At 61.1% G+C, this 25,213-nt stretch carries 24 protein-coding genes; 11 read left to right on the top strand and 13 right to left on the bottom strand.

The window, feature by feature from the left end; translation table 11 throughout:
* The first annotated feature begins 52 nt into the window (after positions 1-52).
* Complete coding sequence (locus tag AC1RRC_RS06320) at positions 53-1,360, top strand: dicarboxylate/amino acid:cation symporter (protein WP_493054411.1); 1,308 nt, start codon at positions 53-55, stop codon at positions 1,358-1,360.
* Between the two features lie 94 nt (positions 1,361-1,454).
* Here the strand turns inward: AC1RRC_RS06320 and AC1RRC_RS06315 are convergent, their stop codons facing one another.
* The 4 genes from AC1RRC_RS06315 to AC1RRC_RS06300 all read right to left on the bottom strand — a co-directional run bounded on the left by AC1RRC_RS06315 (position 1,455) and on the right by AC1RRC_RS06300 (position 5,488).
* On the bottom strand, positions 1,455-2,108 hold the full coding sequence (locus AC1RRC_RS06315) for a PEP-CTERM sorting domain-containing protein (RefSeq protein WP_493054410.1): 654 nt from the start codon (positions 2,106-2,108) through the stop codon (positions 1,455-1,457).
* A gap of 9 nt (positions 2,109-2,117) precedes the next feature.
* Positions 2,118-3,857: a rhamnogalacturonan lyase B N-terminal domain-containing protein gene (locus AC1RRC_RS06310; protein WP_493054409.1), complete on the bottom strand. Its 1,740-nt coding sequence runs from the start codon at positions 3,855-3,857 to the stop codon at positions 2,118-2,120.
* A gap of 265 nt (positions 3,858-4,122) precedes the next feature.
* Entirely contained in the window at positions 4,123-4,773 is a 651-nt protein-coding gene (locus AC1RRC_RS06305) for a CoA transferase subunit B (protein ID WP_493054408.1), read from the bottom strand.
* A gap of 16 nt (positions 4,774-4,789) precedes the next feature.
* Positions 4,790-5,488 carry a CoA transferase subunit A gene (locus AC1RRC_RS06300; RefSeq protein ID WP_493054407.1) on the bottom strand — a complete coding sequence of 233 codons (699 nt, stop codon included), beginning with the start codon at positions 5,486-5,488 and terminating at the stop codon, positions 4,790-4,792.
* A 100-nt stretch (positions 5,489-5,588) separates the two neighbouring features.
* Between AC1RRC_RS06300 and AC1RRC_RS06295 the strand changes: the two genes are divergently transcribed.
* Entirely contained in the window at positions 5,589-6,152 is a 564-nt protein-coding gene (locus AC1RRC_RS06295; protein WP_493054406.1) for a LuxR C-terminal-related transcriptional regulator, read from the top strand.
* Positions 6,153-6,219: 67 nt separating this feature from the next.
* On the opposite strand, the gene AC1RRC_RS06290 is transcribed toward AC1RRC_RS06295, so the two are convergent.
* Complete coding sequence (locus AC1RRC_RS06290) at positions 6,220-6,996, bottom strand: SDR family oxidoreductase (protein WP_493054405.1); 777 nt, start codon at positions 6,994-6,996, stop codon at positions 6,220-6,222.
* A gap of 200 nt (positions 6,997-7,196) precedes the next feature.
* On the opposite strand from AC1RRC_RS06290, the gene AC1RRC_RS06285 reads away from it, so the two are divergent.
* The 3 genes from AC1RRC_RS06285 to fliK all read left to right on the top strand — a co-directional run bounded on the left by AC1RRC_RS06285 (position 7,197) and on the right by fliK (position 11,119).
* Positions 7,197-8,873 carry an electron transfer flavoprotein-ubiquinone oxidoreductase gene (locus tag AC1RRC_RS06285; protein ID WP_493054404.1) on the top strand — a complete coding sequence of 559 codons (1,677 nt, stop codon included), beginning with the start codon at positions 7,197-7,199 and terminating at the stop codon, positions 8,871-8,873.
* A 297-nt stretch (positions 8,874-9,170) separates the two neighbouring features.
* On the top strand, positions 9,171-10,058 hold the full coding sequence (locus AC1RRC_RS06280) for a flagellin N-terminal helical domain-containing protein (RefSeq protein ID WP_493054403.1): 888 nt from the start codon (positions 9,171-9,173) through the stop codon (positions 10,056-10,058).
* Between the two features lie 128 nt (positions 10,059-10,186).
* Positions 10,187-11,119 (top strand): flagellar hook-length control protein FliK, encoded by a 933-nt coding sequence (gene fliK / locus AC1RRC_RS06275; protein WP_493054402.1) that lies wholly within the window; start codon positions 10,187-10,189, stop codon positions 11,117-11,119.
* Between the two features lie 63 nt (positions 11,120-11,182).
* Here fliK and AC1RRC_RS06270 read toward each other — a convergent pair whose 3' ends face one another.
* From AC1RRC_RS06270 to AC1RRC_RS06235, 8 genes are all read right to left on the bottom strand, one after another.
* Positions 11,183-12,340: an esterase-like activity of phytase family protein gene (locus tag AC1RRC_RS06270; RefSeq protein ID WP_493054401.1), complete on the bottom strand. Its 1,158-nt coding sequence runs from the start codon at positions 12,338-12,340 to the stop codon at positions 11,183-11,185.
* A gap of 148 nt (positions 12,341-12,488) precedes the next feature.
* Positions 12,489-14,576, bottom strand: coding sequence for a flagellar biosynthesis protein FlhA (locus AC1RRC_RS06265; RefSeq protein ID WP_493054400.1), 2,088 nt, complete (start codon positions 14,574-14,576; stop codon positions 12,489-12,491).
* Positions 14,577-14,747: 171 nt separating this feature from the next.
* Positions 14,748-15,884, bottom strand: coding sequence for a flagellar type III secretion system protein FlhB (gene flhB / locus AC1RRC_RS06260; protein WP_493054399.1), 1,137 nt, complete (start codon positions 15,882-15,884; stop codon positions 14,748-14,750).
* Entirely contained in the window at positions 15,877-16,656 is a 780-nt protein-coding gene (locus tag AC1RRC_RS06255) for a flagellar biosynthetic protein FliR (RefSeq protein WP_493054398.1), read from the bottom strand. Before AC1RRC_RS06255 ends, flhB begins: the two co-directional genes overlap by 8 nt.
* A 7-nt stretch (positions 16,657-16,663) precedes the next feature.
* The gene (gene fliQ / locus AC1RRC_RS06250) at positions 16,664-16,936 is read right to left on the bottom strand and encodes a flagellar biosynthesis protein FliQ (RefSeq protein WP_493054397.1); all 273 of its coding nucleotides are present in this window, start codon (positions 16,934-16,936) and stop codon (positions 16,664-16,666) included.
* Positions 16,937-16,949: 13 nt separating this feature from the next.
* The gene (gene fliP / locus AC1RRC_RS06245; RefSeq protein WP_493054708.1) at positions 16,950-17,723 is read right to left on the bottom strand and encodes a flagellar type III secretion system pore protein FliP; all 774 of its coding nucleotides are present in this window, start codon (positions 17,721-17,723) and stop codon (positions 16,950-16,952) included.
* A 2-nt stretch (positions 17,724-17,725) separates the two neighbouring features.
* Positions 17,726-18,052, bottom strand: a complete 327-nt coding sequence (gene fliN / locus AC1RRC_RS06240; RefSeq protein ID WP_493054707.1) for a flagellar motor switch protein FliN — start codon at positions 18,050-18,052, stop codon at positions 17,726-17,728.
* Between the two features lie 62 nt (positions 18,053-18,114).
* Entirely contained in the window at positions 18,115-18,996 is an 882-nt protein-coding gene (locus AC1RRC_RS06235) for a hypothetical protein (RefSeq protein ID WP_493054396.1), read from the bottom strand.
* Positions 18,997-19,465: 469 nt separating this feature from the next.
* On the opposite strand from AC1RRC_RS06235, the gene fliE reads away from it, so the two are divergent.
* The 6 genes from fliE (at position 19,466) to fliJ (ending at position 25,152) form a co-directional block, all read left to right on the top strand.
* Positions 19,466-19,828: a flagellar hook-basal body complex protein FliE gene (gene fliE / locus AC1RRC_RS06230; protein ID WP_493054395.1), complete on the top strand. Its 363-nt coding sequence runs from the start codon at positions 19,466-19,468 to the stop codon at positions 19,826-19,828.
* A gap of 112 nt (positions 19,829-19,940) precedes the next feature.
* A complete protein-coding gene (fliF, locus tag AC1RRC_RS06225) occupies positions 19,941-21,701 on the top strand; it encodes a flagellar basal-body MS-ring/collar protein FliF (RefSeq protein WP_493054706.1) in 1,761 nt (586 codons plus the stop codon).
* A complete protein-coding gene (locus tag AC1RRC_RS06220) occupies positions 21,685-22,716 on the top strand; it encodes a flagellar motor switch protein FliG (RefSeq protein WP_493054394.1) in 1,032 nt (343 codons plus the stop codon). Before fliF ends, AC1RRC_RS06220 begins: the two co-directional genes overlap by 17 nt.
* Positions 22,716-23,414 carry a flagellar assembly protein FliH gene (gene fliH / locus AC1RRC_RS06215; protein WP_493054705.1) on the top strand — a complete coding sequence of 233 codons (699 nt, stop codon included), beginning with the start codon at positions 22,716-22,718 and terminating at the stop codon, positions 23,412-23,414. Before AC1RRC_RS06220 ends, fliH begins: the two co-directional genes overlap by 1 nt.
* Positions 23,411-24,721: a flagellar protein export ATPase FliI gene (fliI, locus tag AC1RRC_RS06210; RefSeq protein WP_493054393.1), complete on the top strand. Its 1,311-nt coding sequence runs from the start codon at positions 23,411-23,413 to the stop codon at positions 24,719-24,721. Before fliH ends, fliI begins: the two co-directional genes overlap by 4 nt.
* Positions 24,718-25,152, top strand: a complete 435-nt coding sequence (gene fliJ / locus AC1RRC_RS06205; protein WP_493054392.1) for a flagellar export protein FliJ — start codon at positions 24,718-24,720, stop codon at positions 25,150-25,152. Before fliI ends, fliJ begins: the two co-directional genes overlap by 4 nt.
* Positions 25,153-25,213 lie beyond the last annotated feature (61 nt).

Below are 25,213 nucleotides of genomic sequence, written 5' to 3'. Positions count from 1 at the left end.
GCCAGGCCTGAAGGCCCGGCATCCATGGTAACTAAACCTTGGGGACGCGATCATGACAACGAAAAAACCGTTTTACAAAATCCTGTACGTACAGGTGCTGTTCGCCATTGTGGCGGGTGTGCTCATGGGCATGTACCTGCCCACCGACGCCGTGGCCATGAAGCCGCTCGGCGATGGCTTCATCAAGCTGATCAAGATGATCATCGCACCGGTGATCTTCTGCACCGTGGTGGCTGGTATCGCCGGCATGCAGGACATCAAGAAAATCGGCCGCGTCGGCGGCAAGGCCCTGCTGTACTTCGAAGTGGTGTCCACCGTTGCGCTGGTGATCGGCCTGATCGTCGCCAACGTGCTGCGTCCAGGCGACGGCTTCAATGCCGATCCGGCCACGCTCGATACCAAAGCCATCGCGCAATACACGGAAAAAGCCAAGGCCCAGACCACCACGGACTTCGTGATGAACATCATCCCGAACACCTTCGTCGATGCGTTTGCCAAGGGCGACATCCTGCAAGTGCTCTTGATCGCCATCATCTTCGGCTTTGCCTTGTCGCTGATGGGTGAACGTGGCCGTCCAGTCACGAAGTTCATCGATGACATTGCCCACGTGATCTTCGGCATGGTCAACATCGTCATGAAAGCCGCCCCGATTGGCGCGTTCGGCGCCATGGCCTTCACCATCGGCAAATACGGTATCGCTTCGCTGAAACCGCTGGCTGCCCTGATGGGTTCGTTCTACCTGACTTGCTTCCTGTTCGTGTTCATCGTGCTGGGCGGCATCGCCAAGATGACCGGCTTCTCGATCACCCGCTTCATCTCGTACATCAAGGAAGAATTGCTGATCGTGCTGGGCACCAGCTCGTCGGAAAGCGCGCTGCCTTCGCTGATGCGCAAACTGGAAAAACTGGGCTGCTCCAAGCCAGTGGTCGGCCTGGTGGTCCCAACCGGCTACTCGTTCAACCTGGACGGCACCAACATCTACATGACGATGGCCGCGCTGTTCGTGGCACAGGCCACCAACACCGAACTGACCCTGGCGCAGGAATTGACCATCCTTGGCGTGGCCATGCTGACTTCCAAAGGCGCTTCCGGCATCACCGGCGCCGGCTTCATCACCCTGGCCGCGACCCTGGCAGTGGTGCCGACGATTCCAGTGGCCGGCATGGCGCTGATCCTGGGCATCGACCGCTTCATGAGCGAATGCCGCGCCCTGACCAACTTCGTCGGCAACGGCGTGGCGGCGGTGGTGGTGTCGAAGTGGGAAAAAGAACTGGATGTCGCAACCATGCAGCGTGAACTGGCCAATCCCTCCCCGGTCGGTGAAGTTGCGGAAGTGGCGCCAGCAGTAAAGGCTGCGTAAAGTTCGCAGCCTGACCCGGCAGTGTAGTTCAGTAGCCTGATTTTCCATCCTTGCAGTTCTTGACGGCACGCCACGGCGTGCCGTTTTTTATGGCTCAGCGGCGCCGCCGCAGACTGCCCAGGCCCAGCAAGCCGGTCATGAACAGCAGCACGGAAGCCGGTTCCGGCAAACCGACCCGCACATCGTCGATCGCCGCCGCACTGAAGCCCGACGTGCGGTTGGCGGTGGCAAACGCGAAATAACGCACTTCATCAAAGCCAGTCACATCGGCCAGGCCCAGGATGGCGCCATCCGGTTTCGAGAAATTGCCGCTGCCGGTCTGCGCGCCATTGTTGAACGTCTTCCAGTACCCGTTCAAATTCAGGTAGCCGGAACCGGCCGCAAATTCCACGCTGAAAAAATCCAGGCCATCGGCGCGGCGGATGCTGATGTAGGCATTGCTGCCCGCCGTCGCCATGTAATTGCCGCCAAAGGCCGGACTCAGTTCGCCCGGGTCGTCGTAGCAATCGATGCCCGCGTAGCCGCAGCCATTGTTATTGGCCGAGCCGGTATAGCTGAACAGCAGCCCACCCTCTTTGTAATGGTTCGACAGGGTGGGGTTGCCTTCGAACCGGGCGCTGTACGCCGTGTTCCATACGGCCGAACCCTGGCCGAAGGTGGCGATCACCGTGGCCGATGCCTGGCCGGCGGCCAACAGTGTCCCCATCAGCGATGCGGCAAGCATCGCCTTGCGTGTCAATTTTTTCATACCGATCTCTTATGGTTGTTTCACAAAATCCACGGCATCCCACGCATAGCCGGGACTCAGGTACTTGACGCCGGACGAGCCGCTGATGGCGGTCAGGGTCAGCACGTTGTCGCCCACCACCAGTTCGCTGGCCGGCACGTTGAAGGTGTACAGCGTGTTGTTGCCCCGGTAGGTGCCCACCGTCAGCGTGCGTGTCGACGGCTGGGTCGACGCCGCCGGATTGGCGGGAATCCAGCCATTGATTTGCGGTTTCGGACGCCCGCCCGCAAACGCCGCCGTGATGCCGAGGCGCAGCTGGTAATTGGCGATCTGGCTCTTGGTCAGCTTGAAGCGGATGGTCAGCGTGCCATTCACATCTTTCCACTGGTAGGCGGGGAAGCCGGTGGCGGCGGCCGACGTGCCGACGGTATAGTCGGGCGGCACCCACGACGCCATGCGCACGTCGGACGGGTGCATGGTGGTGAGTTTGCTGCCATTGATGAACTCGAGCGGGGTGCCATCCCAGTCGCCGATGCGCCATTGCGCCACCGCCTTGCCGGGATCGCCGGCCGCCACGTCGATGGTGTTCAAGGCCACGGTGCCGCCGGCCGCGACCGTCACACTCTGGCTCGCCACCGCATATTCATTCTTGTATACCTTCAGGGTATACGTGCCGGGCAACATGCCGGTGCTATCGAAGTGGCCGGTGCCGGCGTCGGCTTTGGCCCAGTATTGCGCGGTGCTGTTGGCAAAACCCACGGTGTATTCATGGGCCGGGTCCATGCCGGACAGGCCGACCCCGGCCACCCTGCCCCGCCCCGCCGCACCGACATAGCCCGTCAATCCCAGGCTGCCGAGGAACGCGGTGTCGCCCGCATCAGGCGCGCCGCCCTGGTTGAACACCAGCGTGTACTGGTTGAGGATATTGGTGCGCAGGGTTTCCGTCTGCGCTTCGCCATAATTGACGATGTACGTGAGTTCCTGGTTGGTGGACGTCGCCTGGTTCAGCAGGCTGCGGTAAAACGGCCCGCCGGAATTGCCTTCATTGTTATCGCGCACCACCCACATGCCGACCCCGCTGGCGTTGTTGGTCGCGCCGATGTACTGCCAATCCTTGAGGCGCATGTTCGAGTAATGCTTGGAACGGGTTTCGCCGTTCGGCAAGCCAAAGATGTCGCCCGATTCCACGGTCGAATTGGTGCCGCGCAAGTCCGATGGCACGGGACCGTTCGGCAGCGCGTTGATCGGGATGCGCAGGATATAGCGGGCCAGGCCCAGGGTGCTGGGCTCGGTCGTGAAATACGTGCCCATGTAGACATTGTTGACACCGCGCTTGACGATGTAATAGTGCGTCAGGTTGCCGGCCGTGACCGTCACCTTGATCACGTCGGCGCCAACCGTGGTGGCGACCACGTTCACGGCGGACACGCCGGTGTACAGGAAGTCGAAGCCGGAATTGACCTGGCTGCCGCGCGCCTGGTCCTGGTATTGCACGCCGTTGTACAGCATCGATGCGATGTCGCCGGCCGATTGGGTGCTGACGCCATTGTCGGTACGGCGGATCTTGAGCACCAGGCCGGCGCCGGTGTCGATCGTATAAAAGTTGGTGTCTTCGGTCAGGCCGAAGCTGTCGGCCACCGCGCCCATCCGCACTGCTTGCGGGTTGGCGGCCATGCCGGCATCGGTACCGCCGCCACAGGCCGTGATCAGGGCGCCGGTTGTCAGGGCGAGCGCAGCCATCCCGGCCATTGGGAGTCGAGCAAATTGCATGTTGTCTCCTGGTTGTTGTAGGTAGGGGCAGCGCTGCCAGGAGCAGTATTGAATTGTCAGCAATGCATGGTCAACAGCACACGCGGCGTGCGCTTGAACGAATCACACTGTTGATTGGAAAATAACGATTTCGGCGCAGCCGGGAGGGAAATGCGTGGCGGCGGCGCCACGCGATGGGATAGTGCGGAGTCCGTGGGGTGGCTTGGTTGAATCAAGCCACCATGCGGCCCGGGGCGGGCGCATGGGCCGTCACCCGGGACTCGCCTTACAGCGAAGAGAAGTCCAGCTCGACGCCGGTGGCGGCGGCGATTTGTTCGCGGCTCACGCCAGGCGCGAGTTCCGTGACTTTCAGGCCCGATGGCGTCACTTCCAGTACGCCCAGGTCGGTGATGACCAGGTCCACCACGCCGACACCGGTCAGCGGCAAATCGCACTGTTTCAGCAGCTTGTGCGAGGTCGAGCCGTCTTTCGCGGTCGCCACGTGTTCCATTAGCACCACGACTTTCTTGACGCCGGCCACCAGGTCCATCGCGCCGCCCATGCCTTTGACCATTTTGCCCGGGATCATCCAGTTCGCCAGGTCGCCCTTTTCCGACACTTGCATGGCGCCCAGGATGGCCAGGTTGATCTTGCCGCCGCGGATCATGCCGAACGAATCAGCCGAGCTGAAGTACGCTGCGCCCGGCAGCGCGGTGACGGTCTGCTTGCCGGCGTTGATCAGGTCCGCATCCACTTTGTCATCGGTCGGGAACGGGCCGATACCGAGCAGGCCGTTTTCCGATTGCAGGAATACTTCCATATCGGCTGGCACATAATTGGCCACCAGGGTCGGCAAGCCGATGCCCAGGTTCACATAAAAACCGTCCTGCAATTCCTTGGCTGCGCGCGCAGCCATTTGGTCACGAGTCCATGCCATGTTCGTCTCCTCTTACTCAGTTGGCGCGTACGGTGCGCTGTTCGATACGTTTTTCCGGCGTCGCGTTGACCACGATGCGATGCACGAAAATCCCCGGCGTATGTACTTCATCCGGATCGATCTCGCCCACTTCCACCAGTTCTTCGACTTCCACGACAGTGATCTTGCCCGCCGCAGCCACGTTCGGATTGAAGTTGCGCGCGGTTTTGCGGTACAGCAGGTTGCCGGCCTTGTCGGCCTTCCAGGCTTTCACCAGCGACACATCGGCCACCAGCGCACGTTCCATCACATATTGCTCGCCATCGAATTCACGGATTTCCTTGCCATCGGCAACGATGGTGCCGACGCCGGTCTTGGTGAAGAACGCCGGGATACCGGCGCCGCCGGCGCGCAGTTTTTCCGCCAGCGTGCCTTGCGGCGTGAATTCCAGCTCCAGTTCGCCGGCCAGGTACTGGCGCGCAAACTCTTTATTTTCTCCCACGTACGACGAAATCATTTTCTTGATTTGGCGGGTTTCCAGCAGTTGGCCCAAACCAAAACCATCGACGCCGGCATTGTTGGAAATCGCCGTCAAGCCTTTGGCGCCGGTATCGCGCAAGGCGGCGATCAGGGCTTCGGGAATGCCGCACAGGCCGAAACCGCCAACGGCGATCGTCTGGCCATCTTGGACGATGCCGGCCAGGGCGGCCGCGGCATCGGGATAGACTTTATTCATTTGGTGTCCCTTTTCTTTTGATAAATTTGCACTGTTTCACAAACGCATACCAGAATAGAATACGGCCTCCAAAAGTACAATACCGTAGAATTACCGCTCAATGATCCCCGCCCTGCCAGACATCGATTACGAAACCATCTTCATGGAAGCGCCGGTCGGCATGTGCATCTCGGATAACCGCGTGATCCTGGCCGCCAATACCGCGCTGGCCGCGATGTTCGGCTACCAGCGCCTTGATCTGGCCGGCAAATCGTTTTCCATGCTGTACCCGACCCAGGACGAGTTCAAGCGCACGGGCGACCGCATCATTCCCATCATGAACGCGAAGGGCCGCTATTCGGACGAGCGCATCATGTTGCGCGCCAGCGGCGAATTGTTCTGGTGCCACGTGACCGGGCACGCGCTGAACGCCAATGCCCCGCTGGGACGGGGCATCTGGACCTTTGAAGATGTCAGTGAAAAACGCCCGGTGACGGCGGAACTGACGGCGCGCGAGCGGGAAATTGCCGCCTTGCTGGTGGAAGGCAAGACCAGCAAGGTGATTGCGCGCGACGTGAATTTATCGCCGCGCACGGTGGAAATGCACCGGGCGCGGCTGATGAAGAAGTTCAGCGCGGCGACGTCGTCGGAACTGGTGCACAAGCTGGTCGGCGTGCACTTATAGGGGAACCTCGATAGCCCCGCCGCGCGTCGCATCGCCGGCGCCCGCTGTGGTTGGTCGGGATGCCTGATTACATGGCCATCATGCCGTCGTCGGCGGAAATCACGGCGCCATTGATAAAGTGGGCTTCATCCCCGGCCAGCAACAACAGCAAGCCATCGAGGTCTTCCGGCTTGCCGGGGCGCTTGCGGGGCAGCATCTCGATCAGCTTGCGGCCCGGTTCGCTGGCAAAATAATCCTCGTTGATTTCCGTGGAAATATAGCCGGGGCAGATGGCGTTGACGTTGATGCCATATTTTCCCCACTCGACCGCCATGGCCTTGGTCATTTGCACCACGCCGGCCTTGCTCATGCAGTAAACGCCGATTTGCGGCAACACGCGCAAGCCCGCGACGGAAGCGATATTGATGATGCGGTGTTGCTTTTTCGGATCGCCCTTGGCGCGGGCAATCATGCGCTTGGCGGTTTCCTGCGCCACGAAGAAAGCGCCGCGCAAATTGGTATCCATGACAAATGAATAATCTTCCGGCGTCACATCCACCAAACGTTGCGTTGTAGATACACCTGAATTATTCACCAGGATATCGATCTGGCCAGCCTCGGTTTCCGCATGGGCAATCGCGGATTTGATGCTGGCATAGTCGGTCACGTCGAGCGCCACCACGTGCGCGGCGCCACCGTCCGCTTCGATTTCCGCGCGCAATTCTTTCAGGCGGTCAATCCGGCGCGACGCCAGCACCACCTGGGCTCCCGCCTGCGCCAGTACCTTGGCAAACCGGGCGCCGAGCCCGCTGGAAGCGCCGGTGATCAGCGCGATTTTTCCCTCAAAATTCACTTCGATGCCCACGGCGCCACTCCTGTCTTGTTATTGGCTTCGCCAGTTGCAGAAAACGCTCTCTGGTCTGTGCGTAATGATTACATAAAAACCAGTATTAGATTGCGGCGTCTAGGATTGTCACGCAAAATGGCGCCCAAGTTGCCCAAACGTTTACGCACGTTCGTGCTATTATTTTCAAAAGCTTTCGAAACACAGTTACTATAAAAACTATGACACAGCCTAACAACCTCGTAGAACAGTACGGCCCACGCGACGCGATGGAATATGACGTCGTGATCGTGGGCGGCGGCCCCGCGGGCTTGTCCGCGGCCATTAAAATCAAACAACTGGCGGCAGCCAAGAACCAGGAAATTTCCGTCGTCGTGCTGGAAAAAGGCGGCGAACTCGGCGCCCATACCCTGTCTGGCGCCGTGATGGATCCCAAGGCCCTCACCGAGCTGATCCCTGACTGGAAAGAAAAAGGCGCGCCGCTGAACACGGCCGTGACCGAAGACCGCTTCTTGTTGCTGACGGAAACCAAGGCGTACAAGGCGCCGGACATGCTGTTGCCGGAATGCTTCCAGAACCACGGCAATTACGTGATTTCGCTGGGCAACGTGGTGCGCTGGCTGGGCCAGCAAGCCGAAGCGCTGGGCGTGGAAATCTTCCCGGGCTTCGCCGCCGCCGAGGTGCTGTACAACGATGACGGTTCCGTCAAAGGCGTCGCCACCGGCAACATGGGCGTCAAGCGCGACGGCGAAGCCGGTCCCGACTTCCAGTTGGGCATGGAATTGCACGGCAAATACACGCTGTTCGCCGAAGGCGCGCGCGGCCATCTGGGCAAGCAAGTTATCGCCAAATACAAGCTCGACGAAGGCAAGGATCCGCAAGCTTACGGGATCGGCATTAAAGAACTGTGGGAAATCGACCCGGCCAAACACAAGCCGGGCCTGGTGATCCACACGGCCGGCTGGCCGCTGGACAGCAAGACCTACGGCGGTTCGTTCCTGTACCACCTGGAAAACAACCAGGTCGTGATCGGCTACATCGTCGGCCTGAACTATGAAAACCCGTACCTGTCGCCGTTCGAGGAATTCCAGCGCTACAAGACCCATCCGGAAATCCGCCAATTCCTCGAAGGCGGCAAGCGCATTTCGTATGGCGCCCGCGCGATTACCGCCGGCGGCATCCAGTCGCTGCCGAAGCTGGCCTTCCCGGGCGGCGCGCTGATTGGCTGCGACGCCGGTTTCCTGAACATGAGCCGCATCAAGGGCAGCCATGCCGCGATCAAATCGGGCATGCTGGCCGCCGAAGCCGCGTTTGAAGCCCTGTCGGACAACCGCGCCAACGACGAGCTGGTGTCGTACCCGGTGAAATTCGAACAGTCGTGGCTGCACGAAGAATTGTATGTGGCCCGTAACGTCAAGCAATGGCTGAGCCGTGGCCTGTACCTGGGCGCCATCATGACCGGCATCGACCAGCTGATCTTCCGTGGCAAGGCGCCGTGGACCCTGCACCACACGCACGCGGACCATGAGTGCCTGAAACCGGCCTCGAATTACCAGCCGATCGTGTACCCGAAACCGGACAACAAGCTGACCTTCGACCGCCTGACGTCGGTATTTATTTCCAATACCAACCACGCGGAAGACCAGCCGATCCACCTGACCCTGAAAAACGCGAATATCCCGGTTGATGTCAACCTGGCCAAGTTTGCCGGTCCGGAAGCGCGCTACTGCCCTGCCGGCGTGTATGAATTCATCAAGACCGATGAAGGCAAGGACCGCTTGCAGATCAACGCGCAAAACTGTGTGCACTGCAAGACCTGCGATATCAAAGACCCAACCCAGAACATCGTCTGGGTGACGCCGGAAGGCGGCGGCGGTCCGAACTATCCAAATATGTAAATATGTAAATATCGGTGCCTGATACCGAAGGTGTCAGGTACCGCTGACTCCATGTAAACGAATAGCAACACAGCGCAGCCTCCGGACTGCGCTGTTTTGTTTTGTGGCATCATTGGAGGATGTAAAACTGCAGGTGTGGACGGGGGTGAAGTCCCTAAACGCAAAAAAATCAAAAAAAACTTCGAAAATTTCTCTTAAGCACTTAATGCCCGCCCTGAAACGGTCGTCTAGTACTTGTGAGAGCGCAGATTTCGCAACGCTGCTCTGAATCGAACCCACCTACACCAGGAGTTTTTCATGCTGAGCCTTCATACCAACAACGCAGCGCTGTCCGCGCAAAACTCGATCTCCCGGACGCAGAGCCACCTGTCGACGTCGATGACCCGCTTGAGCACCGGCTACCGCATCAACTCGGCAATGGATGATGCGGCTGGCCTGCAGATCGCAACCCGTCTGCAAGCACAAACGAGCGGTATGGGCATGGCGATGCGCAATACCCAGAACTCGATCTCGATGATCCAGACCGCCGACGGCGCACTGGACGAAACCACCTCGATCCTGGTTCGCATGAAAGACCTGGCGACCCAGTCCGCGGACGGTTCCGCAACCGACGTTGACCGTGCTGCGATGCAGTCGGAATACGACGCACTGACCGACGAGCTGACCAACATCGTGTCGAACACCACCTTTGGCGGCGCCAAGCTGCTGAGCGGCGACGCGGATGCCAAGTTCAACGCCGCGATCAACTTCCAGATCGGTTCGGCGGAAACCGAGCAGATGGGTGTGGATATCTCCACCATCCTGCAAACCATGCACACCAACCTGACCGCGACCAACGCCACCCACGTGTTCGATGCGACCGGCGTGGTTGGTTCCGGCACCGGTACCGGCATCGCGGCAGCCAGCGACGCCAACGACATGATCACCACGCTGTCGACCGCGATTGAATCCGTGTCGAACGTCCGTTCGTCGCTGGGTGCAGCCGCCAACCGCCTCGACCACGTGTACAACAACTTGTCGAACATGTCGACCAACACGAAAAACGCCTCCGGCCGCATCATGGACGTGGACTTCGCGACGGAATCGGCATCGATGATGTCGAGCCAGATGCTGCTGCAAGCTGGTACCGCAATGCTGAAACAAAGCAACAGCCAGTCCTCGCTGGTTCTGTCCCTGCTGCAATAATTACAATAGTAATTACCGCCGCAGTGATCTCCCGGACGGCTTGCCGCCCGGGACAACAGGAGCCAACCGGGATAACGGTTGGCTTCTTTTTTTACAACTCGTAAAATCGGGTTATGGCAATAGATCGATTGACTCCTGCCGCAGCCACGCTGACGGTGCCGGAACGGATCGTCCGCGAGCAACCTGGCCAGGTCCAGATTATTCCGCCGGTCAATACCGTACCAGGCGAAGAGGCCAGCTTTTCCCTGCCACCGGGGTTGCCCGCGGCAGTGGGTGCGATCGTCGATGCGCCGGACACCATCCTGCCCCACACCGGGCTCAATACCTTAGCGAACGTTTTGCATGCGCAAGCCGCCAATATGGCGGACCCGGCCGCGCTGCGCCCCGATCAATTGCAAATGTCGCGCCAACTGGTCTGGCAACAGCCGGACGCCAATACCATGGCGCAATCCTGGGCCGTGATGATACGCACCTATGGCGAACAGCGCGCCGCGCTGATGGACCAGGCCCACGGGCGAAAACTTCCCTCCGGCATCTTCATGACGGACCAGGCGCAAAACGCCGTGCGCGATGGCCGCGCCACGCCGATGATGATCAGCGAGATGGAATCGTGGCGCTTTGCCGTCTATGCCTGGGGTGCGGAAAAACTGGTGCTGCGCGTGGTCTCGCGCGACCCGGGCTTGCCGGACGAACCGCGCCGCAAACGCGCCAGGATTGCCATTCGCCTCGAACTCACGTTGCCCGACATCGGCAAGGTGCTGGTGCAAATGGAACCGGCCGGCGACGGCGTGGTGCTGGAAATCGGCGCCAACCAGAATGCCGCCATGGAATACATGCGGGAAATGCTGCCGCAACTGGCCACCATCATCAGCCGCAACGGCCTGACCCTGGTACGCTGCCATTTGATGCGCGAACTGGCGCCAGTGCGCGAAGAATATAACAACCCGACCCGGGTGCAGACCGCCATGCTGACGCAATCGGTCTTTAAATCCATGGCGGAAGTAGCGGTGCTGTTGTCGCAGCCGCAGCAGCCGAAAGACTTGTTTTCAGAGTCGGCGTGAAATGCGTCGGGCGGCTCCTCGGGAAGCCGCCGTGCATGCGCAGCAACCAGCGCCGAGGCATTTTTATTTCGGCATCACCTCAAACGCCAGCAGCTGCGTCACCTGCCCCGCGCCGAACGCATCGAAATTATCATCCGACACCAGCACGATCGAATGGTGACCATTGGCCAGGCGCGGCCCCCAGGCCATGCCCTCGATGCAATCGACTTTGATGCCCAGCGTATTCAAATCCAGCACCAGCCGCTTTTTCACGGGAACGTACGACGCGCCGGTCAATGACGCCAGCCGGCTGACATCGGTGGCCCCGTCCGTGTCGATTTCATAGACGCGGACATGGAACTGCAGCGGCTGCCCCGGCGCGGCTTGCACCACGGCGCGCTCCAGCACCAGCAAGCGGCGGCTGTCGATGGCGAGGATTTCACTGACGCCATTTTCCGCCGCGCCGGACGCCGGCGTGGCGCCGGGCACGGCGTCGATCGCATAGGCATACTGGACCTTCATGCCGCCGCTCACGTCATGCCGGCTGATACGGGATACCGCACCGCTGGTGGCCGTGGCCGGCGCGCCGTCGGCGTAGACCGGACCTTCCATCGCGACCCACAGCGATTTGCCATCGGCGGCAAAGCTCATGGCTTCATAGCTGAGGTTCATGCGCGCACCCTGGGTTTGCGCGGCCGAGACGCTGAACATGAATGGGGTCGGCAAGCTTTCCAGCGTGCCGCCATCGGCCGCCGCATGGCGCACGAACGGCTGCAACCCGAGGCTGCGGTCGCCTTCGCTGCTCCACCAGACGGAGCCGTCACGCGGGTCGAACCGGACCGACTCCGGGTCGGCCACTTCGCCGCCCCGCTGCGCATACTGGGCGCGCGACGGGAACTGGCTGCCGTCGCCCTGGCGCAAATAAACCACGTCGCGCCACGCCACGCCGCCAAAACCATCGAGGCCATAGGTCAGGCGCGCGGTATAAAAACGCGACGGATTCTGGTCGGAACGATCGTCGCTGATCAGGATCCAGGTGCCTGTGGCGGCATCGTAATCAATGCCGGACAGCCCGCCCACCACCGAACCTTTAAAAGCCATTTTCAGCGGGATGCGCTGTTCGCCCAACAGGCGCAGGCCGCCCACGGTGCGGTCGGGTTCGCCGCCGCCGCAACCGGCCAGGATGGCGGCCACGGCGATCGCGCAGACAGTCAGGCGGGAGAAAAATGTAGGCAGGCTCATGGTGTGCTCTGTAATGATTGTTATGGCAACCGTTACATTCTATGAGCCGGGTTCCCCGCTGGCCGCAGGGTGCACACTATAAAGAATATTGCTTTTCGATGATGGGCCGCGCACCACCTATACGCAGCCGCTTATACCGATCACCGCCTCAACCGACCGTCCCGATAATCGACACTTCCCGGTTTTCCGGCACTTCGTTGTACGACAGCACGTGCAAGCCCGGCGCAAACAAACGCGCATAGCGCGCCAGCAGCGGCCGGATTTGCGGCAGCACCAGCAGCAATGGCGGCGTGGCCTGCTGTTTCATCTGTTCCCGCGCCACCGGCATGTTGACCTGCAACTGCGCCAGCAAATGCGGATCGATCGGGTAGTTATCGAGCACGACTTTACCGCCCTGGCGCGCCTGGTTCAGGGAACCGAGCAACATGTTTTCCAGTTCGCCGCCCAGGTTAAAGGCCAGCATTTCCGGCTTTTGGCCAAACAGGCCAGACACAATCTGGCGCCGCAGCGCGCAGCGCACCTCGGCCGCCAGCAAGATCGGGTCCTTGGTGGTTTCCGAGGAATCAAGCAAGGTGGTGGCGATCGGCACGATATCCTTGAGCGAGACGTTTTCCGTCAACAGCACACGGAACACGCGCAACAGCTGGGTATGCGTGAGCGATTTTTCCAGCTGGCTGGCCAGCTTGGGCGACAGTGCCGTCAGCCGTTCGATGATGGCCGGCACGTCTTCATGGCGGAACAATTCCGGCAGGTATTCACGGGTCAGTTTCGACAAGTGCGTGGCGATCGCCGACGGCGCCTCCACCACCTGGTAGCCCAGGCCCAGCGCATTGGCCTTCTCGCCATGTTCGATCCATGTCACCGGCATGCCATAGGCCGGCTCGACCCCGGGAATGCCATCGATCTTGCCGTACACGGTGGGCGACGGGATCGCCATCAGCCGGTCGGGGAACACTTCTGCCTGCGCCACCACGGCGCCCGACAGCATCACCGCATACTGCGACGGTTTTAATCCCAGGTCATCGCGCACCACCACTTGCGGCAGCACCATGCCCATCTGTTCGGATATCGACTGGCGCACGCCACGGATCCGCTTGGTCAGCGGTTCGCCATGGTTTTTATCGATCAGGCCGACCAATTTATAGCCGACCGTCACTTGCAGCGGCTGCACCGCCGGCAGCGACTGCCATTCCAGCTCCGGCGTCTTTTCCTCCTTCAGCGCCGCTTCCACCGCCTTCATCGCCGTATTGTCCGGCGCATCCACCCGCTGGCTCAGCTTCCAGGAAACAAAGCCCAGGACACCAGCAAAGGTCAGGAACACGAACCATGGCATGCCCGGCACCACGGCCATAATCACCATCAGGCCGGCGGCGCCGCCGATCACGCTTGGCGACGACAGCAGCTGGTTGGCCACGGTGTCTTCGAAGTCGCCGGCATCGGAAATCCGCGTCACCAGGATCGCGGACGCCGCCGACAGCAGCAGCGCGGGGATTTGCGCCACCAGGCCGTCACCGATGGTCAGCAGCGCGTACTGGCGGAAGGCATCGCCAAACGACATGTTGTGCATCAGCGAACCAATCGCGACGCCGCCCACCATGTTGATGATCAGGATCAGGATCGACGCCACCGCGTCACCGCGCACGAATTTCGAGGCGCCATCCATCGCGCCATAGAAGTCCGCTTCCATCGCCACGTCGCGGCGGCGCTCCTGCGCTTTTTCCTGGTTGATCAGGCCGGCGTTGAGGTCGGCGTCGATCGCCATCTGCTTGCCCGGCAAGGCATCCAGGGTGAAGCGCGCCGACACTTCAGCAATCCGTTCGGCGCCCTTGGTCACCACGATGAAGTTGATGATCATCAGGATCACGAACACCACCAGGCCCACCACGTAATTGCCGCCGATGACGACGTTACCGAACGCTTCGATCACGTGGCCGGCGGCGGCGGTGCCTTCATGGCCGCGCAGCAGCACCACCCGGGTTGACGCCACGTTCAGGGTCAGCCGCAGCAGGGTGGTGGCCAGGATCACGGTCGGGAATACCGAGAAGTCCAGCGGGCGCTTGGCGCTCACGCTGACCAGGATCACGATCAGCGCCAGCACGATGTTGAAGGTGAACAAGATGTCCAGCAATGCCGGCGGCAACGGCAGGATGATCATGCCGAGGATGGCCAGCACGAACAACGGGGTCGCGAACTTATGACGCCGCAATTCCGCGACAATTTTGTTCAAGAGATTCATCAGGTTCTTGCCTCACTTACACATACGGATACCAGCGCGTCGTCGCGCGGCCAATCCCGAGACGCAATTTTGTTCAAGAGATTCATCAGGTTCTTGCCTCACTCACACATACGGATACCAGCGCGTCGTCGCGCGGGCACTCCCGAGACTCGATTCTGTTCAAGAGATTCATCAAGTTCTTGCCTCACTCATACTTGCAGGTACTGGTACATCGGACGGGAATTGCGGCTCATTGCCGCGCTGCCCGTCCCGGAAGGATTTCAGGGCCAGCACATAGTTCAGCACTTGCGACACGGCCGCATACAGCTGCACGGGAATTTGCTGGTTCACCTGGCTGGTATTGTAGATGGCGCGCGCCAGCGGCGGCAGGGGCAACACTTCAATGTTGTGTTCGATGGCGATCTGACGGATATACAGCGCCATTTCATCGACGCCCTTGGCCAGCACGTATGGCGCCTCGGCGCGGGTTTCATCGTAGCGCAACGCCACCGCGTAGTGTTCCGGGTTGGTGACCACCACGTCGGCCTGCGGCACGGTCTTGCGCGCGGAACGCTGCGCCATGGCGCGCTGCAGCTGGCGGATCCGCTGCCGGACTTCAGGGCGGCCTTCATTGCTTTTGTATTCTTCCTTCATGTCCTGCTTCGACATGCGCTGGTTTTGCGCATAGAAAAAGGCCTGGGCCGGGACGTCGATGATGGCGAAAATCACGAACACGGAAATCATCGACATCAGGCCATCGAGCATCAGCGACGACCCGCTCAGCAAGGCTTCATTGAATGGCAGCGCCTGCAGGCGGGTGTAATCCTTCATGGTCGACATGGCGATATGCACCAATACCCAGATCAGCACCGTGGACTTGGCCAGCGACAGCGCGAATTCAAATGCATGCTTGCCGGAAAATAGCCGGCCGAGGTTGCTGACGGGCGAAAAACGCTCGAGTTTCGGTTCCCAGTGCTTGCTGGAAAACACCCAGCCGCCCGGGATCATGCTGCCGAGAACAATCGCCATCGGCACCACGAACAGCGGCAGCAGCATCTTGATCAACAGCCAGGCGGCCGACGAAAAGATGATCGACAAGGTGTTCAGCATCGCGCCTTCCGACTCGTAATTGCCGAACGACTGGTGGAACAATTCCCGCAGCTCGATCATGTAGGTGGGCATCAGGAAGATGAACAGTTTCAAGGTCACCAGGATGCCAAGCGCCGTCGCCAGGTCGCGCGAACGCACCACCTGGCCCTCTTCGCGCGCCTTTTTCAGCTTCTGCGCTGAAGCCTTTTCTGACTTGTCGCCTGTGCTGCTGTCAGCCATGCGCCACCCGCATTTGCGTCTGTATCATGTCGAGCACCTGCCCGGAAATCCGCACGTAGTGGGTGGGGATGAAGCGCACCACCTGGGCCAGCATGAGCAGGCCGAACACCGTGATCACGGAAAAGCCCAGCGAAAACAGGTTCAGGGTCGGCGCCACCCGGTTCAGGAAACCAAAACCGATCTGCACCACGATGGTGGCGAACACGATCGGCACCGCCAGCAGCATGGCGGCGGCAAACACCCACGCCACATTCCACGCCACGGTTTGCAGCAGCAGCGGATGGTAGCCGGCGCCCAGCGGCCACGCCTTGAAGCTGGCGCCGATCACCCCGGCAATCACCAGGTGGCCATCGATGGCGAAGAAAATAATGATGGTCAACATCGTCAGCAGGGCCGACACCACGTCCGACGACTGGCCATTGATCGGGTCATTCATGACCGCCATGGAAAAACCGATCTGGCTCGACACCATAAAACCCAGCACCATGATGACCGAGGTGGTGAAATGGAACGCCAATCCCAGCACGCCGCCAATCACCGCCTGCTCGATGGTGGCCACCACGCCGTTCAGCGAAAACGGATCCACCGCTACCGCACTGCTGGTCAGCGGCAGCATCAGCACCGACAGCACCAGGCTGGCCAGCACGCGGATGGTGACCGGCACCATCGATTCACCCAGCACCGGCACGGACGCCATCATGGCCATCACGCGCACGAAGGGCCACCACCATGCACTGAGCATGGGCAGCAGCTGGGCCAGGACGGTTTCCATCGCTGCGCTAGCCGACCAGGGTGGCGGCGCGGGTGAAGATGGACACGCAATAGTCCATCAGGTAGTTCGCCATCCAGCGCCCGGCAAAAATCAGCGCCAGCAAGGTCACGATCAGGCGCGGCAGGAAGCTCAGCGTCTGTTCATTGATCTGGGTGGCAGCCTGGATCAGCGATACCACCAGGCCCGTGACGAGGCCCGGCACCACCAGCACCAGCACCAGGATCATGACGATGTGCAGCGATTCGGCAATGAGATCGACTGCGAGATCGGGCGTCAGCATGGCTTTCCCGTTTCTAATAAGCTTGTATGCTGGTCACCAGCGTATTCACCGTCAGGGTCCAGCCATCCACCAGCACGAACAGCAGCAGCTTGAACGGCAGCGATATCACCAGTGGCGACAGCATCATCATCCCCATCGCCATCAGCACCGACGACACCACCAGGTCGATGATGAGGAAGGGAATAAACAACAAACAACCGATCTGGAAGGCCGTTTTCAGTTCCGACAGCACAAAGGCGGCCAGTTTCACGGTAAACGCATGGTCGGACGGCTTTTCAACCTTGGTGTCGCCGGCCAGGTGGGCGATCTGTTTCAGGGCCGCCTTGCTGGTCTGGGCCAGCATGAAGCGGGAAATCGGTTTTTCCGCGATCAGCAGCGCCTGCTCCAGGCCGATTTTTTCCTGGTCGTATGGCACGAAGGCATTGCGCCAGATATCGTCGCCGATCGGACGCATCACCAGCAGGGTCAGGATCAGGGCCACGCCCGTCACCACGCGGTTGGGCAAGCCCTGCTGCAGGCCCAGCGCCTGGCGCAGCAGCGCCAGCACGATCACGAAACGGGTAAAACTGGTCATCATCATGACCAGCATGGGCAGCAAGCCCAGCAGGGTCATAATGATGAGAATCTGGGTCTTGACCGTCAGTTCGGTCTTCGCTCCCGGTACCACATTGGCCAGCAAGTCCACCGCCTGCGCAGGCAGGGCGAGGCCGATGCCGGCCAGCACCGCCACCGCGCCCAGCAGCCGCCCCCGGCCTTGCAGGAACGGCAGCCTCAGCAATTCCGGCATCTTCAAGGCGTCATCAAGTCGAGGTTCAGACCATCCAGGTCGATGACCTTCAGGCCATAGTTTTCGCCCGCCACCACGACTTCGGCACGGCCGATGGCGGTGCCGTTGACCTTGATGGTCAACGGTTCACCCGCCAGCATATCCAGCTCGACCACGCTTTCAGGGCCGATTGACATTAATTCCTGCAGCGAGATGCGGGCCGACCCCACTTCCAATGTCAGCGTGACGGGGATCTTGCGCATCATTTGCGGCAAGTCCCGGCGCGGACCACCGGAGCGGGCCGGCACCATGCCGTCGCCGATGTCATTGCCGCCCTGGTCAATGATCATTTCTTCGGAAATATCTTCCAGCAACGCATCACTGCCGCTGTTTGGATTTACGTTCATCATGTTTATTCGACGTCTTCAAAAGAGGTTAAACAGATTTTGCCTTTGTGCTCGGACACCGCGGCGGTAAACAAGCGCGAATCGTCGAGCAGGACGTCGGCCCGGTGCATGCTGATCGGTATCACGTCGCCAAGCTGCAAATCAAACAGGTTGCCCAGCATCACTTCCTTGGTCACCAGGATGCCTTTCAGGTGGACTTGCAGGCGCGTCGCCAGCGCCCCCTGGGCCTGCCCGGCACGGCGCGCGTTGTCGCGCTCCGGCGACAGTCCGTGCAGCACAGAAGTCATCAACTGCTTGTCCAGCGCAAACGAAAAGCGGCCCACCAGCGCCGGTTTGCCGCCGGTATCGTGGTCCGACACCGTCACGTTGATGACCCAGGTGCCGGCAGCCGGCTGGGCGCCAGGCTCGGCGTGGAAATCATGTTCTTTTTCAGCCGGCGTGTCCTCGGTCTTTTCCGGCTGGGGCAAGTTCGCTTCGATGCGGCCCGCCAGAGTGCCCGCCAGCTGTTGCCCCAGCACCACGGCGAGCCGGTCTTCGGTCGCCGTGACCTTGACCGACGCATCGTCGAGCGAGCCGTCGCTCTTGCTGCGGCCATAACGGAAATTGAGTACAGCCAGCAACACCTTGCGTTCCAGCGAGAACGCGATGTCCCCGGCGGGGGCGGCAAAATTGAGCCAGCGGGCGCGCGGTTCGCTGCCGTCGAGGCGGGCAAAGTCCACGCTGTCGACCTGGAACGAGCCCCAATAGCGGCGGTTCAAATTCAGGCGCATGGCCTGCGCCAGGTCTTCCTTGAGCTGGGCCGCAAACACCGGCAAGCGGTGCACTGGGCGTCCCAGCAGGCATGGATCCAGTACCTGATGCTGCGCGTTTTTTTTCACGAGGTTCATTTAGTCGATGGAATCGGTACGCGGTAGGTACACTCACGGCGGAACGCCATATGCCATATCCTAGCTTAAAAAAGGCAGGGCGAGCGAAGCTTACATGAAATTCTTGCCCATTGCCATGGATCAATTTTCGATCCGTGGAGCACTTAGTCTTTACAGAAATATTGCTAGCAGGTAAGCTTATTCATAGCATGACAGCGCAATTGCTGCGAGGCAATAAAAAAGCTCAAAAATGCGCTTAGTGCATGATTAAAAAGGAAATTCTGTCTCATCGAGGGGACACGGATTCACCTTTTCTGTTGTTTCCGCACAATGGACTACACCAGACTAATTTCCAGCATGTATGATTCTTCGAGTCCGCCTCACATCGGAATTGATGAAGGCGTTTGTCGGAAAACCAGCCGACATGGGGCTATGTTAGCCATGTGTGAAGACCGTTGCAATTGCTATAAGCAACTAATGGAGGTGCAATATGGCTAACGAATTCGCCAGCCTGATCCAGTCGGATCTGGCATCCCTGACCAATGCGGCCGCCGATTTATCCAGTGCCGCGATTGCCCCCGCCGCCCAGTTCGGCGCCATGCCCGGCCAGACCGGCCAGGGCGGCCCGCACGGTGGCAACTTTGCGCAATCGATGCGTGAAGCCCTGAACAAAGTCAATGCGGACGACGCCTTCGCGGCGCAAAAGATGGCCGACGTGGATTCCGGCCGCAGCGACGACCTGGTGGGCGCCATGCTGGCCAGCCAGGAAGCCAATTTATCCTTTTCCATGCTGATGCAAGTGCGCAACAAAGTCATGGGCGCCGTGGATGAACTGATCAAGCTGCCGCTGTAATGCAGCAACCCGACTCCAGCTCCCAACCCTCCTTCTCCTGCGGAAGACTATAGTGACCAATCCCCTCAAGTCCGCGCTTGCGCGCTTGCGTCCGGGCGACGGCAGTGCCCCCATGCTATCGCCGGCGCTGACCAAAAACCTGGCGCCCATCCTGACCCTGGCGATCGGTATCACCGCGCTGATCATGATGGTGATGTGGCAAGACCAGTCGAGCTACAAGCCGGTGTTTGGCGCGCGCGAGAAAGTCGTCGCCGCCGACATGATGAATGTGCTGGAAACTGAAAATATTCCCTACCGCGTGCATCCGGACAGCGGCCAGGTGATGGTGCCGTCGTCCATGCTGGGCAAGGTGCGCATGCTGCTGGCGGCCAAGGGCGTCACGGCGCAGTTGCCGGCCGGTCTGGAATTGATGGACAAGAACGATCCATTGGGCGTCTCGCAATTTGTCCAGGATGTGCGCTTCCGCCGCGGCCTGGAGGGGGAGCTGGCGCAATCGATCATGACGCTCGATTCGATCGCCACCGCGCGCGTGCACCTGTCGATCGCCAAATCCACCTCGTTCGTGTCCAGCGATGGCGACAAGTCGTCGGCGTCGGTGGTGATCTCCACCAAGCCGGGCCGCAAGCTGTCCAACGAAACCATTGCCGCCGTGGTCAACATGGTGTCCGGCAGCGTGGCCAGCCTGAGCCCGGCGCGCGTCAGCCTGGTGGACCAGACCGGCAATCTGCTGTCGTCCCGGGTCGACCTCGATGAAGGCTTCGACGCCGGCGCATCCGGCAATGAGCACGGCAAGCGTGCGCAAGACGATATCCGCGCCAACATCAAGGGCTTGCTGGGCCCGATCGTGGGCGACGACAACTTCCGTCTCAGCGTCACCGCCGTGGTCAACAATGACCGCATTGAGCAAACCGTGGAGAAATTCGGCGAAGCGCCGAAAGTCACCAGCGAAGCCATGCGCGACGAACAGGACCGCAACCGCCTCGTGATGGGCGTGCCGGGCACCCTGTCGAACCGTCCGCCGCCGGCCGACGCGAAAGCCGGCACCGATGGCAGCAAGACCGCCGACGGCAAGGACACCGAAGGCGGCGGCGACCAGAGCCGCAAGAACGCCACCACCCGCCAATATGCATATGACCGCAGCATCACGCAGACCAAGCATGCCCGTGGCCAGCTGGAAAAACAAAGTATCGCCGTGGTGCTGGCGCACGCCGCCGCGCCGTTCCCGAAAACCGGCTGGTCCGGGCCGGAACTGGCCAATATCGACAAGGTGCTGCGCAACGGCCTGGGCATCGATGAAAAACGGGGCGACTCGCTGGTCGTCACCGCTATGAACTTCCCGGCGAAACCCGCCCCGGCTCCATGGTGGCAGGAACGTGAAACCGTGGTCGACTATTCGCTGTGGCTGACCTACGCGGTGGGCGCCCTGCTGGCGTTCTTCCTGTTCGTGCGTCCGATGCTGAAACTGCTGATCACCGCGGTGCAGGCGGTGTTGCCGAAAGCCGCCGTGCCAGCCACGGCAACGGGGCCGGACCAGGTTACCCTGCGCGCCCCGAGCGACCGCCGTGGCACTGGCGCGGCGGGCGACGCGGCCGGCGCCCAGCCTGGCGCCCAGCCGCAACTGGCGGGCCAGGCCGGTGGCCCGGCGCACGCCGCACCGGCACTGGGTGGTGGCGCGGAAGCCGCCTCGGCGTTGCCTGGCGGCGTGAAGCCTGGCATGCCGGTGGTGCCGCTGCTGGAAAACTATGATTTGCCGCCAACCGGTTCCTCGGTTGACGTGATGGTCGATCACTTGAAGATCCTGGCTGAGAAAGAGCCGGAGCGCGTAGCCGAAGTCGTTAAACAGTGGATGCAGAAAAATGGCCGACCTCAATAATCCCGACATGGGCGATCCTTCGGGCGCCTTCCTGACGCCGGTGGAACAGGCCGCCATCGTGCTGCTGTCGATCGGCGAAGAGCCGGCCGCCGCCGTGCTGCGCTGCCTGTCGCGCGAAGAATTGCTGGAAGTGACGCAAGTGATGTCGCGCATGAGCGGCATCAAGGTCGAAGCGGTGAAAACCGCCATGCAAGCGTTCTTCGACGATTACCGCGAACAGTCCGGCGTGCATGGCGCGTCGCGCAGCTACCTGAAACGGTCGCTGGACCTGGCGCTGGGCGGCGATATCGCCAACACCGTGCTGAACAACATTTACGGCGATGAATTGCGGCCGAAAATGGCGCGCCTGCAGTGGGCCTCGCCCAAGTGGCTGGCCGAATACATCGCCAACGAACACGTGCAGATGCAGGCGGTGTTCCTGGCGTTCCTGCCACCGGCGCTGGCCGGCCAGATCATCGATGCGCTGCCGGCCGACGGCCGCGACCTGGTGCTGCTGAGCCTGGCCCGCCTGGACGAGATCGACCGCGACTTGCTGGAAGAACTCGATGAACTGGTGAACCGCTGCCTGGGCAGCTTCGATTCGCAAAGCACCAGCGTGGAAGGGGTGCGCCAGGTGGCCGAGATTCTCAACCGCCTGCCATCGAACCGCGCGCAAATGGTGGAATTGCTGCGCGCCCACGACCCGCAAGTGGTCGAGCAAATCGAACTGTCGATGTACGACTTCCTGATCCTGTCGACCCAGACCGAGGCGACGATTTCGCGCCTGATCGAAGAAGTGCCGCTGGAACAGTGGGCCATTGCCCTCAAGGGCGCGGAACTGTCGATCCGCGACGCCGTGCTGAAAACCATGCCAAAACGCCAGGCGCAGGCCTTCGAAGACATGATGCGCCGCGCCGGTCCGGTGCCGATGTCGCGCATCGAGGCCGCCCGCCAGGAAATTATGACGACCGTGAAAGCGCTGGCCGACGCCGGCGAAGTCGAAGTCCAACTGTTTGCCGAGAAAGTGGTTGAATGATGAAGCAATTCCGCCCTTACCGCTTCCCTCCCCTGTCGCAATTCGCGCCGGCGCCGGTGCGCGCGGCGGCCAGCGGCCTGACCACGGATTCCGTGCAATGGCAAGCGTCGGTCCAGGAAGGGTTCGAGCAGGGCCAGCGCGACGGCTATGAAATCGGCTTGCAGCGCGGCCAGGAAGACGGTTTCGAAGCGGGCCGCAACGCCGGCTTCGAACAGGGCCGCGAAGAAGGCCGCAATGAAACCCTGGTGGCGTTCGACAATTTCGCCCGCCCCGTCGATTCCATGCTGAAAGGCTTGAAAAAACTGCGCGCCGATTACCGCGCGGCGCAGCGCAAGGAAGTGGTGGACCTGGTGGCGAAAGTCGCGCGCTCGGTGATCCGCGCGGAACTGGCGTTGCAGCCGGTGCAAATCATGGCGCTGGTCGATGAAACGCTGGCCTCGATGCCGCCGACCCGCGACGATATCGACGTGTACCTGAACCCGGAAGAATTGAAACGGATCCAGGACCTGGATCCGAAGCGCACCAAGCGCTGGAACCTGATCCCCGATTCCCGCCTCGACGTGGGCGAATGCCGCATCCGCGCCGGCGACAATGAAGTCGATGCCGGCTGTCACCAGCGCCTTGCCGCCATCATGGAACAGGTCGATAATCAATTGACGGCCGCCGACATCGGCGACCAGCCTGAAAGCGAAGAATGATTGCCGATGCACTACGCAAGCTGGAATTCGATGCGGTCCCGATGGCGACGCCCACGGGGCGGCTGGTCGGCGCCTCCGGCTTGCTGCTGGAAGCCGTCGGCTGCCCCTTGCACACCGGCCAGCGTTGCCAGATCGAAATGGTCACCGGCGAATGGCTCGATGCGCAGGTGGTGGGCTTCCGCGACAAGCTGTCGTTCCTGATGCCATTTAAAAAAGCCATCGGCTTGCAGACCGGCGCCCGCGTGCTGCCCTCCCCGGACAAGGCCACCCTGATGATCGGCCCGTCGTGGCTGGGCCGCATGGTCAACGGCCTCGGTGAACCGATCGACGGCCTGGGCAAGCTGGGCGGTGAATTCCCGCTCGACTACACGCCGCCGCGGGTCCACCCGCTGCGCAAGAAACCCGTGACCGACCCGCTCGATGTCGGCATCCGCGCCATCAATTCCATGCTGACCATCGGTCGTGGCCAGCGTGTCGGCCTGATGGCCGGTTCCGGCGTCGGCAAATCCGTGTTGCTGGGCATGATGACGCGCCAGACCGTGGCCGATGTGGTGGTGGTCGGCCTGATCGGCGAACGCTCGCGCGAAGTGCGGGAATTCGTCGACATGTCGCTGGGCGCGGAAGGCCTGCGCAAGGCGGTGCTGGTGATCGCCCCGGCCGATGAATCGCCGCTGATGCGGATCATGGCGACTGAACTGTGCCATTCGATTGCCGCGCATTACCGTGACCAGGGGAAAAATGTCCTGTTGCTGGTCGATTCACTGACCCGCTATGCGATGGCCTTGCGCGAGCAGGCGCTGGCGCTGGGCGAACCACCGGCCACCAAGGGTTATCCGCCCTCCGTGTTTTCCAACCTGCCGCAACTGGTGGAATCGGCCGGCAATGGCGAAAATCCGGTCGGCAGCATGAGTGCGATCTACACCGTGCTGGCCGAGGGCGACGACCAGCAAGATCCGGTGGTCGACACGGCCCGCGCGATTTTGGACGGCCACATCGTGCTGACGCGCGAACTGGCGGAACGCGGGCATTATCCCGCCATCAATGTGGGCGCGTCGGTCTCGCGCTGCATGGCGCACGTGATTTCCCCCACCCACATGAACGCGGCGCGCGCGCTGAAAGCCGCCGTGGCGCGCCACGAACGGGTGCGCGACCTGATTCCGCTGGGCGCCTATGTGCCGGGCGCCGATCCGGTCACCGACAAGGCGGTGAACTTGCATCCGCATATCGAAGATTTCCTGTGCCAGGGTTCGAAAGAACCGGCGCCGTATGGCCACAGCGTCGAACACCTTGAAAGGCTGATGGCATGAGCCCCCCGACCAAAATACGCAGCCTGTCGACCCTGGTGAATTTGCGCACCACGGAAGTCGAACGCTTGCAGACCGAGATGGCCACCAAGGAAAGCTTGCGTGAACGCTACCAGAAAAACCTGGACCGCCTGACCGGCCTTTACCAGAACAGCGGCGCCAGCGGCAAATTGCCGCTGGCGTTGGCCAGCAACTGTGGCGACTACAAGCAAGCCGTGATGCAAATGGTCGACAGCCATAAACTGGACTTGACCATGCATGAGGCGGATATGGCGGTGTCGCAGCGCGCCCTGAACGCCGCATTTGTCAAACGGGAAATCCTGGGACAGGTATTGCAGAAAGAACAAAAGGCGCTGGCGCACCAGGAACAGGCCAAGGAACGCAAGCGGCAAGACGAACTGGCAACACAATTGTGGCTGCGGGGCCAAAAGTAGGGGAAATTAAGTTTCCTCGCATCACAATTTCATAAGAGGATGGGTTCGGTCGCCTATTACT

This window comes from Pseudoduganella sp. GW821-FHT12E03 (assembly GCF_058807115.1).
The sequence above is the reverse complement of the archived record's forward strand: the minus strand, read 5'-3'. Positions and strand labels throughout refer to the sequence as shown.

Bases quoted from the DNA above. Each gene is read 5' to 3' on its own strand.
- fliJ (WP_493054392.1), top strand. From the start codon at position 24,718: ATGAGCCCCCCGACCAAAATACGCAGCCTGTCGACCCTGGTGAATTTG.
- fliQ (WP_493054397.1), bottom strand. From the start codon at position 16,936: ATGCTGACGCCCGATCTCGCAGTCGATCTCATTGCCGAATCGCTGCAC.
- AC1RRC_RS06295 (WP_493054406.1), top strand. From the start codon at position 5,589: ATGATCCCCGCCCTGCCAGACATCGATTACGAAACCATCTTCATGGAA.
- AC1RRC_RS06280 (WP_493054403.1), top strand. From the start codon at position 9,171: ATGCTGAGCCTTCATACCAACAACGCAGCGCTGTCCGCGCAAAACTCG.
- AC1RRC_RS06235 (WP_493054396.1), bottom strand. From the start codon at position 18,996: ATGAACCTCGTGAAAAAAAACGCGCAGCATCAGGTACTGGATCCATGC.
- flhB (WP_493054399.1), bottom strand. From the start codon at position 15,884: ATGGCTGACAGCAGCACAGGCGACAAGTCAGAAAAGGCTTCAGCGCAG.
- AC1RRC_RS06310 (WP_493054409.1), bottom strand. From the start codon at position 3,857: ATGCAATTTGCTCGACTCCCAATGGCCGGGATGGCTGCGCTCGCCCTG.
- AC1RRC_RS06305 (WP_493054408.1), bottom strand. From the start codon at position 4,773: ATGGCATGGACTCGTGACCAAATGGCTGCGCGCGCAGCCAAGGAATTG.
- AC1RRC_RS06315 (WP_493054410.1), bottom strand. From the start codon at position 2,108: ATGAAAAAATTGACACGCAAGGCGATGCTTGCCGCATCGCTGATGGGG.
- AC1RRC_RS06265 (WP_493054400.1), bottom strand. From the start codon at position 14,576: ATGAATCTCTTGAACAAAATTGTCGCGGAATTGCGGCGTCATAAGTTC.
- fliH (WP_493054705.1), top strand. From the start codon at position 22,716: ATGAAGCAATTCCGCCCTTACCGCTTCCCTCCCCTGTCGCAATTCGCG.
- fliN (WP_493054707.1), bottom strand. From the start codon at position 18,052: ATGATCATTGACCAGGGCGGCAATGACATCGGCGACGGCATGGTGCCG.
- AC1RRC_RS06255 (WP_493054398.1), bottom strand. From the start codon at position 16,656: ATGGAAACCGTCCTGGCCCAGCTGCTGCCCATGCTCAGTGCATGGTGG.
- AC1RRC_RS06220 (WP_493054394.1), top strand. From the start codon at position 21,685: ATGGCCGACCTCAATAATCCCGACATGGGCGATCCTTCGGGCGCCTTC.
- fliF (WP_493054706.1), top strand. From the start codon at position 19,941: ATGCTATCGCCGGCGCTGACCAAAAACCTGGCGCCCATCCTGACCCTG.
- fliI (WP_493054393.1), top strand. From the start codon at position 23,411: ATGATTGCCGATGCACTACGCAAGCTGGAATTCGATGCGGTCCCGATG.
- AC1RRC_RS06270 (WP_493054401.1), bottom strand. From the start codon at position 12,340: ATGAGCCTGCCTACATTTTTCTCCCGCCTGACTGTCTGCGCGATCGCC.
- AC1RRC_RS06300 (WP_493054407.1), bottom strand. From the start codon at position 5,488: ATGAATAAAGTCTATCCCGATGCCGCGGCCGCCCTGGCCGGCATCGTC.
- AC1RRC_RS06320 (WP_493054411.1), top strand. From the start codon at position 53: ATGACAACGAAAAAACCGTTTTACAAAATCCTGTACGTACAGGTGCTG.
- fliE (WP_493054395.1), top strand. From the start codon at position 19,466: ATGGCTAACGAATTCGCCAGCCTGATCCAGTCGGATCTGGCATCCCTG.
- fliP (WP_493054708.1), bottom strand. From the start codon at position 17,723: ATGCCGGAATTGCTGAGGCTGCCGTTCCTGCAAGGCCGGGGGCGGCTG.
- AC1RRC_RS06285 (WP_493054404.1), top strand. From the start codon at position 7,197: ATGACACAGCCTAACAACCTCGTAGAACAGTACGGCCCACGCGACGCG.